The following is a 13,126-nucleotide window of genomic DNA, read 5'->3' as shown; positions in this document are numbered from 1 at the left end:
GGTGGATCACTGAACCCAGCCCAAAAACTGAATTTTATTTTCATAACATTGCGCCAGAGCATTAAAATGTCAGAGTACAACTGGCATTATCTGCCCAAACTTATAGGGTTCCCCTGATCAGGCTCGAGTGTTAATGAACGAAAAATTGACCAAATCAGAAGAGAAACAACTAACTCAGGTTTTGGACGAAGCGGCCCAGTTCGGCGGCATGACGCTGATGCAAAGTCGCGGCTATCTGGCCCACATCCACTGTTTTCCACGGACCATCGATCCGGGCGTGTGGAGTGCTCACATCGCCAACATGAAACCGGAAAAAGAACTCTGGCCTTTTGAGAACAAGACCATGGAGATGCTGTTCACCCTCTACAACCAGCTGCATAATGAAGTGGTGGAAAAGGGCCAAGTACTCTCCCCCCGCTGCCAGCCACTGCTGGAACAGGTGAAGGCACGCACCATTCCCCAGGATTTGCGCCACTGGTGCGCCGGCTTTATGACCGGCTACATGGTGCTGCGTGAAAACTGGCAGGAGATCTGCGACTCGGAGCAGTTACAAGAGGTCGAATCCTGCAGCCACATGATGGGGTACCTGGCCACTCTGGGCAGCGAAGAGGAACATGCCCTGGCCTGGCGCAACGAGCAGGCCGAGCCAGAGCCACAAATGCTGCTGGAGGCCATCGCCGAAGCCATGGACTACATGCACGGCTGGTCGCAAATGGAGCTGGATGACAACAACCAGCCGGTCAACGCCATGATCAATCCAGACTCCGGCAGTCACTGATCGACCTCACAACGCAAACAGGCTGCCAATGGCAGCCTGTTTCGTTTCCAGCACGACTCGATTACACCGGCATTCGCTTCAAAGGGTTGCGTTTCAGGTAATCACACAAAAACTGCATCAGCGCCCGCTGTACCTCGGGCAGAAAGCGCTGTGCCGGATGCAGCAGCCACACCGGCACTGCTGGTGGTTCATAGTCACTGAGGACAGGGCGCAGGGCGCCGGTATCAAATGCCCGCCACAACTGAAAATCCGCCAGTTGCACCACCCCACGGTCCGCCTGCGCCTGGGCGCGAATGCACAGGCTGTCGTTACTCTCGAAGTCGCCATCCACCTTGACCGGAATCCGATGGCCCCCCTCCTGATACAGCCAGGAGCGCGGCGTACGGTGAACGTTATTGATCAAACAGTTATGATCTGCCAGATCCGCAGGATGCTTAGGAGTGCTGTTTAACGCCAGGTACCCCGGCGAAGCCCCGGTCAACATCCGCATGGTGGTTAACTTGGTGGCCACCACATCCGCATCCGGCTGTTTACCGGTTCTAATGGCAAAGTCATAGCCCTCCTGAACCAAATCGCATTGCCGGTTCAGCAGCCTCAGTTCGATGGCGACCCCGGGGTTTTCCCGACCAAACTCCGCCAACGCCGTTGGCAGGATCGACTGACCAAACAGCACCGGCGCCACCAGTCGAATGGTGCCGGCCAAACCATCGCCGGTCTGAGTGCTGCCGTACAGCCCATCCACCTCTTTACAGATGGACTCCATCTTAGCCAGGTAGCGCTGCCCTTCGTCGGTCAGTCGCACCGAGCGGGTGGTCCGCTGCAGCAACTGCACTCCGAGATGACGCTCCAACTCGCTGACCTGCCGGCTGACCGCCGACGGCACCAGGTTTAACGAGGATGCGGCGGCGGAGAAACTCTGTTGCTCCAGCACCGCTCTGAATATCCGTATCGATTTTAATAGATCCATCGTTGCCAGAATTAGAACAATTGATTGTTTAATAGATGTCTATTCACATTTTGGACTCAATCAAGCGGCCATAGCAATAGACAAATGAAAATATCTGCCCGGCCCACTACCAATGGGCCGAACTGAACACATTGTGGCTGGCCAGCGAATGTTGCTGCAGGAACGTGCGCAGTTGCGCCGCCGGCATGGGTCGACCATGCAGATAACCCTGGGTATAGTCGACACCGACGCTGTGCAGATACTGCAGTTGATGGCGGGTTTCCACCCCCTCCGCCACCACCTTCAATGCCAGCGTGTCTGCCAACTGACAGATGTGCTCAACCAGAGAGCGCTTCAACGACGGGGCTTCCACCCCGCAGACAAAGGAGCGATCAATCTTCAGAATGTCGACCTTGAGGTTCTGCAGCGACTCCAGGTTGGAGAACCCAGTCCCAAAATCATCGATGGCGACCTGGAACCCCAGGTTGCGCAATCGTTTAACCTGCTCAACCAGGTTGTCCATATCGTCAATGCGCTTCTCGGTCAGTTCGATGGTGATCCAGCCATACAGGTGCGGCGGTAACAACCGGGTCAGCAACCGCTCCATATGGCCGGTGGCGATATCCTGGGGAAACACATTGATGGCAACGCGCATTCTGCCCAACAGCCCCAGTTGTTCCAACTCCAGCAGGCAGCCTCGGGTCACCTGTTCGGTCAGGTGGGCCGTCAGGCCACACTGCTCCACCACAGGAATGAAGTCATCCGGCGGCACCGGTTGGCCATCGCTTCGCTGCCAACGACACAGTACCTCACAGCCACTGACGAGGCCGCTGCCGGTGTCCAGTATCGGCTGGTAGTGAAGACTCAACTGCTGCGGATTGAGGCCATTGCGAACCTGCCTGGACAAACCGTACAGATGATCATGGCAGGCGGCCCCCAGCAGGTAGAACAGCACCACGCTGCCCGCCAATAAGGCGATGATGAGCAGCGTCGCCAGCCACTGGCCTCGAAAGTAGCCCTGAATGTCCACCGCCGCCACTATGCATTGCAACTGCTGAAAACAGAGGCTTTTAACCCAAAATCCCTGCTCCATCCAAGAACGGGGCGCCAGATCAAACTCCAGCCGCTGCAACCGGGTCTCGTCCTCTCCATAGACCCGCACCTGGCGGCCGCTGCCATAGTCGTAGCTGGAATAGTGCAGCCACGGCAACGAGCCCTCCAATTCCGTGTCAGGATAGTCTAAAAAGACCAGGAAATTATCCACCCTTACGGTTCGCCCAAACACCACAGAGGAGAACAGTGGCACCCGCTCATTGATGGTGAACGAGGCCCCGCTTCGAAACTCGACGTCCGGCTTGGACAAGGGCACAGGCACCTCGAGATGACCCTCGAAGGAGTTGCAGACGATGTGGTCCTTGTTCACCAAAGAAAAGTAGGTCAGGTACTTGGCCTGGTAGTCGGCCCGGCGCATCGCCAGAATCAGCGCCTCATTGCACTCGGGAGTAGGAAACTGGGCATTGAGGGTCATTACCGACTGCAACACATCGGCACGAATGCCCTGACTGACCCCTTGCATATTTTGCATCACGGCGGTTTGATGGGCGCTCCACGACTGCAACAGGCACCACAGGATCACTGGCAAGGTCAACAGCAGCGAAGTAACCGCCATCAGCGCCGACAACTGGCGCCTGCTCAAACGGGCTTGCATATCAGTACTGCTGTTCCTTAAGCTCTGCCGGCACCGGCGAGGAAGCGGGCAACCCACCGTCATCGGAGACCCAACCGTCCCGTCCATTGCGCTTGGCCGCAAACAGCGCCTGATCCGCCCTTCGAAACAGGGTTTGCTGAGTGTCACCCGCCCGCCACTGCGCCACGCCAACGCTGACACTGACTCTGTGGGAAACCGGCGAGGCCGGATGGGGAATGTTGTCACGTCTCAAGGCGGCAATCATCGCCGTTACCACCTGCTCGGCCGCTCGCAGATCACAGCCATCAAGCAGCACCGCAAACTCCTCGCCACCAATACGGCACAGGCTGTCGTTGTTGCGGTCGACCACGCTTTGCAACAGTTGAGCCACCTTGCGCAGGCAATGATCGCCATAATCGTGGCCGAGGTTGTCGTTGTAGAGTTTAAAGTAGTCAATATCGATAAGCACCAGGCAGAATCGGTTGCCATGGCGACCGGGTTGAGTCACCGCTTCAGCCAACACCTTATCGAAGCCGCGGCGGTTGGCGACATTGGTCAGTGGATCGAGATAGGTTTCCTGTTTGAAACGGGCAATCAGTTTCAAGTTTTCGGTGTAGCGATCCATTCCGAAGAAGTACCATTTGCGCAGGAAATGGGCACTGAGCAGCACCAATACCGGAAACTTCAGCACCGACAGATAGGTGGTCACCGACTGGAAGCCACTGTAGAGGTAGGTCAGGTAGACGAAGGACAGCATGATCATCGAGGTGCCGATGGCCAGCATGGTGCGACTGGTGTACCAGCCAATCACCATCGACAGGCATCCCAGCACAAAGATCTGCTTGGTAGACTGAAACTCCATCCAGCTTTCAACAATATTGATGGACAGAGTACTCCAGGCCAGGCCACAACAGGCGGCCAGGCCAACCCGAACCCAGCGACAGGCCGGTCTCACCTCACTCACTTGAGTCTTGAACAGCAGAATCAGCATCAAACAGGCCAACAACTGCGCGGCGGCCAGCCCCTGCGACCTGGCCGAGTAGCTGTTCAGGTGCAAACAGTAATTGGCAAAAAACAGTGCCTGGGTAATGAAGGTCGCCAACAACACCCACTGAGTTCCCTGGCGAAAATTACGGGCCTGAATCGCCTCGACAACCTCTTGGTAACGCCGTTCAGGCATCGCTGTTCACCGGTACTCACCCCATCTGGTCTCTGCTGGCCCCGAAAGGGCGTTGATTGGGCCGCAGTGTACCCCAGAGGAATTTCAGTGTGCCTTGTTTGGACTTTGACTGAATCTTAATCAAAATGACGATTCTGGTCGCCATTCCAAACCAAAGTGAATTTTTTTATTTTTAATCAATACGTTGATTCTATAAGCTAGGGCAACTCCGTTCTGACGCTTCACGCTGCGACGGTAAGGGGGTCGCCATAACCCCGTACTTCGGCCATGGCAACCGCCCTAGTCGGACGAATCAGACTGCTGAGCTTTGGCTGACTGAATCATGCCGGTGATGCTGGACCCCTGAACCAGAATCGAGAACACCACCACAGAATAGGTCATCACCAATATGATCTCTTTGATGTCTATGCCCTTCTGAGGTACCACCATCACCCCGGCGGGCACCGACATCGCCATCGCCAACGCCAGGCCGCCCCGCAGCCCGCCCCAGGTCAGAATCCGCTCCGACAGCGGGTTGTAATGCCGAAAACGCCGAAAGCCTAGATAGCAGGCCTTGACACTCAGGTAGCGCCCTGCCAGCACCACGGGAATCGCGATGACCATCAATATCCAGTCCTCATGATGAAACTGATACTGCAGCATCACCATGCCGATCAGCAAAAACAGTACGCTGTTGAGAAACTCATCCACCAGCTCCCAGAAATGATCCAGATTACGCTGACTCTCGGCGGAGAAGCCGGTATGGCGAGTCCAATTGCCGATCATGATACCGGAGACCACCATCGCCAACGGACCGGACACATGGATCGCGTCCGCCAGCACATAGCCGCCGGTGGGAATGCCCAGGGTCAGCAGCAACTCCATGGAGTGATCGTCGGTGGCGCTGATCAGCAGATGAAACACCCACCCCAGCACCAGACCATAGAGGATGCCGCCGCCGGCCTCCTGTAAAAACAAGCCGGCGACCCCAGCAACCGTCGGGGCCTGGTTGTCAAAAGCGACAGTAAACAGGGTGACGAACAACACCAGCCCAAAACCATCGTTGAACAGGGACTCGCCCTCGATTTGAGTGGCGATCCGTTTAGGAGCATCCAGCTTCTTGACGATGGCCAGCACCGCGATGGGGTCCGTGGGAGAAATCAGGGCGCCAAACAACAGGCAATACACAAAATCGATGGGGATCTGCAGCAGAGCAAACAGCCCGTACAAGGCCACGCCAATGAACAAGGTCGAAATCAGGGTCGCCGCCAGCGCCAGTGAGGCGATCTCCCACTTCTGATCTTCCAAGTTCGGCAGCTTGATCCCCAAGCCACCGGCAAACAGCAGGAAGCCCAACATCCCTTTGAGCAGAAAGTCTTCGAAGTTTAACTGGCCAAGATAGGTTCCGGCCACATCGCGCAGGTAAAACCAGTTCTGGTTACCCGCCACCACAATCAGCAGTGACAACAGCAATGCGCCCGCGGTAATAGCAATGGTGGGTTGCAGATGGCCAATTTTGCTGTTGATAAACGCAATCAGCATCGCCAACGCCGCGATGGCACACAGGGTGACGTACACCGTCATAACCGTTCCTTTTGTCTGTCGATGACCGGCGTGCCGCAGGCGACCGCCTCATCGCTGTCCATATTGAGGCCGCAGTGTAGTGCACTGGCAGGCAATTTACAGTCAGGTACTAAAGTAAACCGAAACAACGGCGTAAAGCCAACGGCACAAGCCTCACCTTCGACTTGCCCTGGCTAGCGAAACCAACCGGCGGCCACAGCGTAAATATCCACATTCGCGATCCAGATCCGCGCTGACCACGGCCGCTGTGATCCAGCCCTCGGAATTCACCGGCTTAATCCTGCATTTTAATAATGGATATTCGCATATAGGAATATATCAATGAAAAGAACTGACACACTGGATGTTTCCCGCCGCCAGTTGCTTCGCACTGGCGCCGCCGGCACCCTGCTCACCGGGCTCACCGGTGGCTTCGCGTTTGCTCCGGTTATGGATGCCATTGCCGCCGAATTGCCCAAAGTGGATCTGCGTACCAACACCGGCACCTGGGTGCCCACCACCTGTCAGGGCTGCACCTCCTGGTGCGCCAAACAGGTGTACATCATGGATGGCCGTGCCATCAAGGTTCGCGGCAACCCTTACTCCAAGATTCACGATACCGCGGGTTGTCCACGCCAACACCTGGGATTGCAGATGGTCTATGACCAGGACCGTCTGAAAACGCCGATGATGCGCACCAACCCGAAAAAGGGCCGCCACGAGGATCCCAAGTTTGTGCCCATCAGTTGGGACAAGGCCCTGGATATGCTGGCCGATCGCATTCTGGCACTGCGAGAACGTGGTGACAGCCACAAATACGCCCTGCTTCGCGGCCGCTACTCCCTGGCCCGAGACCTGCTGTACGACAAGATGACCAAGATCATTGGTTCGCCCAACAACATCTCTCACAGCGCCATCTGTGCCGAAGCCCATAAGATGGGCCCCTTCTTTCAAGACGGCAACTGGGGCTACAACCAGTACGACGTCAAGAGCACCAAGTACATTCTCTCCTTTGGCGCCGATCCCATCGCCTCCAACCGTCAGGTGAGTTTCTACTCCAGTGAATGGGGCAACACTCTGGATCGCGCCAAGGTGGTGGTGGTCGACCCTCGCCTGTCAGCCTCCGCGGCCAAAGCCCACAAGTGGATCCCCATCGAAACCGGCCAGGATTCGGCTCTGGCACTGGCCATCGCCCACGAAGCCCTGGTTGCCGGGCTGTGGTACAAACCCTTTGTCGGTGACTTCAAAGATGGCAACAACCACTTCGTCGCCGGCAAGCAGATTGAAGAATCCCTGTTCGACGATCGCTACAGCCACGGCCTGGTGAAGTGGTGGAACCTGGCCCTCAAAGACTACGGTGCCGAATGGGGTGAGAGCATCACCGGGGTCAAGGCCGCAGAGATTCGTACCATGGCCAAAGAGATGGGAGCCGCCGCACCCGCGGTGCAGGTTTGGACCGCTCGAGGCGCCATCATGCAGACCCGCGGCACCTACACCTCCATGGCCTGTCATGCCCTCAACGGCCTGTTCGGTGCCATCGACAATGAAGGTGGCCTGTTCCCGTACAACAAGGCACCGCTCAACAAGTCCTTCCCCGACGCCGATGACTATCTGGATGACATCGCCAGAAAGGGCAAAAAGCACGAAAAAATTGACCAGCGCGGGCGTCTGCAATTCCCGGCCATGAAGAAAGGCAAATCCGGTAAGGGCGTGGTCACCAACAACGCCGCCGACGGCATCATCAACGCCGACCCCTATGAGATCGAGGTGATGCTGGCCTACTTCAACAACTTTGCGTTTTCCGCGCCGGAAACCGAGCGTTGGGAACACGCCCTGAGCCGAGTGCCCTTCATGGCGCACGTGACCACCAACATTTCCGAATTCAGCTGGTTTGCCGATCTGCTGCTGCCCGCCAGTCACCACATGTTTGAAAAGTGGGGGGTGCTGGCGGCGGCAGGAAACGGCGTCAGCCATGTCTCGCTGCAACGACCCAGTATAGAGCGGATGTACGACACCCGTCAGGATGAGACTGAGGTGCCTTACCTGCTGGCGAAAAAGCTGGCGGATAAAGGCTTCGACAATGCCTGGCGCTACATCAATGAGCAGATCGTCGATCCTGAGACAGGCAAGCCCGCCAAGGACTCGGAAGAGTTCGCCGAAATTGCGGTGAAATACGTCACCGCCCCGCTCTGGCACAACGATGCCTCCAAATATGGCGAAACCCTGTCCGGCTGGAAAGAGTTTGTGGAGCGCGGCGTCTGGAACTCTCACCCCTATGAATACCGCAAGCGCTGGGGCAAATTTAAGACCGAGACGCACAAGTTTGAGTTTTACAGCGTCACGCTCGAGCACGCTCTGGCCAAACACGCCAAGCGCCACCACGTGTCCATTGACGAGGTGGTCAAAGCCTGCGAATACACCGGCTTCGGTGAAAAAGCTTTCGTGCCTCACTATCAGCAGCCGGTTCGCGACGGCGATGCCACCACCTTCCCGCTGCTGCTGGTGGATCACAAGTCCCGACTCAGCCATGAGGGACGCTCGCAGAACAGCCCCTGGTTTTATGAGTTTGGCGATCTGACCCCAGGGGATGAAGCCCACCAAGACGTGGCCAAAATCAACCCGGTGGACGCCAAGACTCTGGGCATTAAGGATGGCGATAAGATCCGCCTCATCAGCACCGTCGGCGAGTTGACCTGCGTTGCCAAACTGTGGGAAGGCGTGCGCCCCGGCAGCGTCGCCAAGGCCTTTGGTCAGGGCCACTGGGCATACGGCCGCCACGCGTCGAAGGAGTTTGGCATCACCCCGCGCGGTGGCAGCAACAACGCCATTATCCCCGCCCGTTATGATCGTTTCAGCGGCGCCTCGGCCTTCTATGGCCACACCCGTATCCGTATCGAAAAAGCGTGAGGTAACAACAGATGAAATTTGGAATGGTTATCGACCTGCAAAAATGCGTAGGTTGCGGCGGCTGTGACCTCGCCTGCAAGACGGAAAACAACACGGCAGATGGCATCCAATGGTCCCATCACATCACCAGGACCGAGGGAACCTTCCCCGACGTTCGCTACAGCTATATCCCTACTTTGTGCAACCATTGTGAGGACGCCGCCTGTGTCAAAGTGTGCCCCAAGGGTGCCATGTACAAAGCGGACAACGGTCTAACCCTGCAGGATAACGACAAATGCATCGGCTGTCGTCGCTGTGAGCGAGCCTGCCCTTATGGCGTCATCAGTTTCAACAAGCAGACCCCGCACCACTACTGGCAGGACGACCATGCTCTGGTGGCTGGCGGCACCGTCTCTCCCAAAGAGGTGCTGATGACCTCCGGCGCCCACCGGTCTCCCCACGAAAACCCGGAGCGCGGTGATACCTACCCGGTAACCCGTCCACGCCGAACCGTGGAGAAGTGCACCGGCTGTGATCACCGCCAGGCCGTCGGTCTGCAGCCCGCCTGTGTGGACGCCTGCCCGGCCGGTGCCCGGGTCATCGGCGACTTGGACGACCCCAACAGCGACGTCTCACGGCTTATCAAGCTGCACACGCCGATGCAGCTGAAACCGGAAGCGGGTACCAAACCCAGGGTGTATTACATTCGCAGCTTTAACGTGCACACGGTTTAGGCCGCCAATACCGGCAGCGGCCCCGGTCGCTGCCCTTTCTCCTCGCAACCCACGGTCTTGCCACCATGCCACTTGTGACCCACTTGCTGTCTCAGCCGCACTCGCAGCAGACGCCTCAGCACCGTGCCATTTGCCGCCAATTGCAAGCCCAGGGCCTGGATCTCATCACCACCACGGACGATGACCCTGCTCCGGGCAAGCCACTGTTGCGACAATTGCAACGGGCACAGATGGTGATCGCCGCTCCGTCGGCACCATTGCTGCAGATCGCCGTTGCCGCCGGTTACTGTGCCCGCGCCGGTATCCCCTTGATTGTGCTGCAATCCGGCAACCTCTCTCTGGATCCAAATCTGACGGCACTGGCCAGCCGAGTGATTGTGTTCCGCCAGCCCCATGAGATACGGCTGTTTGATTGACCATCTTCCATAGATTTCGAAGTAAAAAATTTCCCCCAACAATCAACGATCATAAAGGAATGAGTAACTGAACATTTCACTGACCTATAGCAAGAAGGACGAACCCAACAGCGGGTACCGCTCTATCACCGACCAGATCCGCCTCACTTCTGGATAAAGTCCCAATAATTCAGTAATCTGCAAAATCTGGCATCTTACAAAAAACTCATGCTTGATGATGCTTACAGTGGGTTTACCCTGTTCATATAGTGCTTTCCCCTTATGAAAATGTATCCCTAAAGGGGCAGGCATAGCGCACAACATTGCATCTAGAGGTATCTGATTTGGATTTTCAAACAACAGGGCTGCTAGTGCTGCTCCCGATTCTTACTGTCATCGCGGTTCAAGGTTATTTCAGGTACCGAGACAAATCCGCATTAAATTCACTTCAAGAAGAACTGGATAAGATCAAAGATAAAACCAGCCACCTTTGGCAATACGAAGCCATTGTGGACGCCGATGAAGAAGCCAAGAGCATTAGAGAAGAGGTTGCAGCCTGGGAGAAACAGAAAAAAAGAGCAGTAGAAAAGGAATCAGAAGATGCTCTGGCAAAAGGAAAAGCGGACGTCGCCCGCATTATCGCAAATGCCAAAAGCGACGCATTGGACATAGAACGATACGCCCAACAAGACAGACAAAGCCTCCTAGACGAAGCAAAGAAAATCCGACAAGAAGCCAAAGAGGTTCGAGAGAAAGCCACTGCCAGAAATAAGGTTGCAGCTGAAAAGGCGGCCGAAATCGTATCCGAAGCACACACTACCGCAACCGGCATCGTCGAGCAGGCTCGAACTCAGGCAGAGAACATAGCCGGGAGTGCTATTGAAGCCAAAGAACACGCTGAAAGCTACGAAGCAACCGCCAGTGCAATGCGCAACCTCATAGATGGCTATGGAGATGAGTACATCATTCCAAACCACCACGTTCTTGATGACCTAGCCGAAGAATTCGAGCATAAAGACGCCGGGAAAAAACTTAAAGAGTGCAGACAAGTAACCAAATCCATGGTCGTCGCAGGTAAAGCGGCTGACTGCGACTACGTTGAACCAAAGAGAAAGAAAACCGCCGTTCACTTTGTTCTGGATGCTTTCAACGGAAAAGTAGACACCACCATGACCAAAGTTAAAAAGGACAATTTTGGAAAACTAACGCAAGAGATAAAAGATGCTAACGCTTTGGTCAATCATCATGGCGCAGCCTTCAGAAACGCTCGCATCACCGACACCTATTTACAAGCCAGAATCAACGAACTGAAGTGGGCTGTCGCAACCGAAGAACTGCGATTGAAAGAGCGCGAAGAGCAACAGGCAATCAAAGCAAAAATCAGGGAAGAAGAGCGGGCTCAGAAGGAATTTGAGAAAGCTCAACGAGAAGCAGAAAAAGAAGAACGAATGCTAGAAAAGGCGATGGAAAAAGCTCGGAAAGAACTGGCTAAAGCCAGTGAGGAAGAAAAAGCTCGCTATGAAGAGCAACTCGCCGAACTACAAACGAAATGGGAAGAAGCAGAAAGCCGCAACCAGAGGGCCATGTCGATGGCTCAGCAAACCCGTACTGGGCACGTTTACGTGATATCGAATATTGGCTCATTTGGTGAAAATGTGTTTAAAGTCGGAATGACACGACGATTGGAACCGATGGATCGAGTCAAAGAGCTCGGCGATGCTAGCGTGCCTTTCAATTTTGATGTCCACGCAATGATATACAGTGAAGACGCGCCTCGCTTGGAAAATGAACTTCACCGTAGATTTGGCTACTGTCGCATGAACCGGGTCAACCTTCGGAGAGAGTTCTTCAAAGTGACCCTTTCTGAGCTTCGACAGGTAGTTGAAGAGCTTAATATTGAAGCACACTGGACAATGAAAGCTGAGGCTGCACAGTATCGCGAATCCTTGGTTATCGCGAAGGAAGAGCAAGAAGCGCTTCAGGCTGCCGTCATTGCCTAAGTTTTTTTGAAACCCCTCTTTCCCAACTAATCATCCTGCCCCCGCATTATCGGGGGCATGCTCCCCCGGCACCAACTCCCTCTTAGCGCACCGATTTTCCGGTTATCCATTTCAGCCGCCATATTTTCAGGATATCGACTATGACAGCGAACTGGGGGTGTACCGCATTCGCGAGCAGGTCTCCAGCTCGACCACCTACAACGACAGTTCAACCAGCACCAGCAACTTCCAGTACCGGCTGCAAGTGACCAGCCACACCCGCTTTCACGCAACCGCCCAGGTGAGTAATCAGGTACTGGGGATCATCTCAACCGAAGCCTGACCGTTTAAGGAGAATTTAAATGGCGTTAACCATTCCGAGTATTGAATTGGCCTCCGGCATTACCCTGACCAATGCCTGCCTGGCCATCACCCAGTTAAACACCAACAACACCACCAGCCTGACCCAGACCCTGGACGACCACAACCAGGTGCAGGAAACTCCGGGCGGCCAGTACACCTGCGCCTTTCAGGTCGGCATCTTCGCCAGCGAACAGGCCATCAGCGACCAGCTACCGCCGGTCGACCTGCTACGTGACGGCCGCACCATCCGGGTATTCCAGCTCAACCTCAACGACCCCGAGTACCAGCAGATGACCCCAAGACAAGCCGCCTACCAGTACCTACAAAGCCTGCAGGAGTTCAGCGGCAGCTCGCCAGTAATAGAATTAGAAGCGTAGAAACTCCCGGGCCAGGCCCGGGAGTTTCCCCTGGTTAGTCACGACGATTCTTGTTTGAGAACCGACCGATTTTGATGGAAATGTCACCAGTTTTAATGCTGGTGCCAAGCAGCGGAATGACGACAAAAATCAGTCCGGCAATCAGATATGAAATTGGAATATCCATTAGATGATTTCCCTAAAAGTTAGGGCAGATCAAACCAGCTATGGAAAGGTTGATCCGCAGTTAAAGACAGAAATGGGTTGAGAGCCCGGCTAC

At 55.4% G+C, this 13,126-nt stretch carries 12 protein-coding genes; 7 read left to right on the top strand and 5 right to left on the bottom strand.

The genetic code is table 11. The annotated features are described in order from the left end of the window. Positions 1–133: 133 nt before the first annotated feature. Entirely contained in the window at positions 134–778 is a 645-nt protein-coding gene (locus J8Z22_RS07055) for a UPF0149 family protein (RefSeq protein ID WP_252009749.1), read from the top strand. Positions 779–839: 61 nt separating this feature from the next. Here J8Z22_RS07055 and J8Z22_RS07050 read toward each other — a convergent pair whose 3' ends face one another. The 4 genes from J8Z22_RS07050 to J8Z22_RS07035 all read right to left on the bottom strand — a co-directional run bounded on the left by J8Z22_RS07050 (position 840) and on the right by J8Z22_RS07035 (position 6,154). Then, positions 840–1,745: a LysR family transcriptional regulator gene (locus J8Z22_RS07050; protein WP_028113665.1), complete on the bottom strand. Its 906-nt coding sequence runs from the start codon at positions 1,743–1,745 to the stop codon at positions 840–842. Between the two features lie 106 nt (positions 1,746–1,851). After that, the gene (locus J8Z22_RS07045; protein ID WP_252009747.1) at positions 1,852–3,432 is read right to left on the bottom strand and encodes an EAL domain-containing protein; all 1,581 of its coding nucleotides are present in this window, start codon (positions 3,430–3,432) and stop codon (positions 1,852–1,854) included. A 1-nt stretch (position 3,433) separates the two neighbouring features. After that, positions 3,434–4,591, bottom strand: a complete 1,158-nt coding sequence (locus J8Z22_RS07040) for a GGDEF domain-containing protein (protein WP_252009745.1) — start codon at positions 4,589–4,591, stop codon at positions 3,434–3,436. Between the two features lie 279 nt (positions 4,592–4,870). After that, positions 4,871–6,154: a sodium:proton antiporter gene (locus J8Z22_RS07035; RefSeq protein WP_028113666.1), complete on the bottom strand. Its 1,284-nt coding sequence runs from the start codon at positions 6,152–6,154 to the stop codon at positions 4,871–4,873. Positions 6,155–6,475: 321 nt separating this feature from the next. Here J8Z22_RS07035 and arrA point away from each other — a divergent pair, with 321 nt between their 5' ends. From arrA to J8Z22_RS07005, 6 genes are all read left to right on the top strand, one after another. Continuing rightward, on the top strand, positions 6,476–9,040 hold the full coding sequence (gene arrA / locus J8Z22_RS07030; protein ID WP_252009743.1) for an arsenate respiratory reductase molybdopterin-containing subunit ArrA: 2,565 nt from the start codon (positions 6,476–6,478) through the stop codon (positions 9,038–9,040). An 11-nt stretch (positions 9,041–9,051) separates the two neighbouring features. Next, on the top strand, positions 9,052–9,753 hold the full coding sequence (gene arrB / locus J8Z22_RS07025; RefSeq protein WP_252009741.1) for an arsenate respiratory reductase iron-sulfur subunit ArrB: 702 nt from the start codon (positions 9,052–9,054) through the stop codon (positions 9,751–9,753). A gap of 65 nt (positions 9,754–9,818) precedes the next feature. Beyond that, positions 9,819–10,169, top strand: a complete 351-nt coding sequence (locus J8Z22_RS07020) for a hypothetical protein (RefSeq protein WP_252009738.1) — start codon at positions 9,819–9,821, stop codon at positions 10,167–10,169. A gap of 323 nt (positions 10,170–10,492) precedes the next feature. Then, complete coding sequence (locus J8Z22_RS07015) at positions 10,493–12,148, top strand: GIY-YIG nuclease family protein (RefSeq protein ID WP_252009737.1); 1,656 nt, start codon at positions 10,493–10,495, stop codon at positions 12,146–12,148. A 157-nt stretch (positions 12,149–12,305) separates the two neighbouring features. Continuing rightward, on the top strand, positions 12,306–12,470 hold the full coding sequence (locus J8Z22_RS07010) for a hypothetical protein (protein ID WP_252009735.1): 165 nt from the start codon (positions 12,306–12,308) through the stop codon (positions 12,468–12,470). A 19-nt stretch (positions 12,471–12,489) separates the two neighbouring features. Beyond that, a complete protein-coding gene (locus J8Z22_RS07005) occupies positions 12,490–12,867 on the top strand; it encodes a hypothetical protein (RefSeq protein ID WP_252009733.1) in 378 nt (125 codons plus the stop codon). A 34-nt stretch (positions 12,868–12,901) separates the two neighbouring features. Here J8Z22_RS07005 and J8Z22_RS22135 read toward each other — a convergent pair whose 3' ends face one another. Beyond that, positions 12,902–13,033 (bottom strand): hypothetical protein, encoded by a 132-nt coding sequence (locus tag J8Z22_RS22135; protein ID WP_256471823.1) that lies wholly within the window; start codon positions 13,031–13,033, stop codon positions 12,902–12,904. Positions 13,034–13,126 lie beyond the last annotated feature (93 nt).

The organism is Ferrimonas sp. SCSIO 43195, assembly GCF_023716685.1.
GTDB lineage: Bacteria > Pseudomonadota > Gammaproteobacteria > Enterobacterales > Shewanellaceae > Ferrimonas > Ferrimonas kyonanensis.
The sequence above is the reverse complement of the archived record's forward strand: the minus strand, read 5'-3'. Positions and strand labels throughout refer to the sequence as shown.

Excerpts from the sequence above, each read along its gene's own strand:
- J8Z22_RS07005 (WP_252009733.1), top strand. The coding sequence starts at position 12,490 with ATGGCGTTAACCATTCCGAGTATTGAATTGGCCTCCGGCATTACCCTG.
- J8Z22_RS07045 (WP_252009747.1), bottom strand. The coding sequence starts at position 3,432 with ATGCAAGCCCGTTTGAGCAGGCGCCAGTTGTCGGCGCTGATGGCGGTT.
- arrA (WP_252009743.1), top strand. The coding sequence starts at position 6,476 with ATGAAAAGAACTGACACACTGGATGTTTCCCGCCGCCAGTTGCTTCGC.
- J8Z22_RS07050 (WP_028113665.1), bottom strand. The coding sequence starts at position 1,745 with ATGGATCTATTAAAATCGATACGGATATTCAGAGCGGTGCTGGAGCAA.
- J8Z22_RS22135 (WP_256471823.1), bottom strand. The coding sequence starts at position 13,033 with ATGGATATTCCAATTTCATATCTGATTGCCGGACTGATTTTTGTCGTC.
- arrB (WP_252009741.1), top strand. The coding sequence starts at position 9,052 with ATGAAATTTGGAATGGTTATCGACCTGCAAAAATGCGTAGGTTGCGGC.
- J8Z22_RS07040 (WP_252009745.1), bottom strand. The coding sequence starts at position 4,591 with ATGCCTGAACGGCGTTACCAAGAGGTTGTCGAGGCGATTCAGGCCCGT.
- J8Z22_RS07035 (WP_028113666.1), bottom strand. The coding sequence starts at position 6,154 with ATGACGGTGTACGTCACCCTGTGTGCCATCGCGGCGTTGGCGATGCTG.
- J8Z22_RS07020 (WP_252009738.1), top strand. The coding sequence starts at position 9,819 with ATGCCACTTGTGACCCACTTGCTGTCTCAGCCGCACTCGCAGCAGACG.
- J8Z22_RS07055 (WP_252009749.1), top strand. The coding sequence starts at position 134 with ATGAACGAAAAATTGACCAAATCAGAAGAGAAACAACTAACTCAGGTT.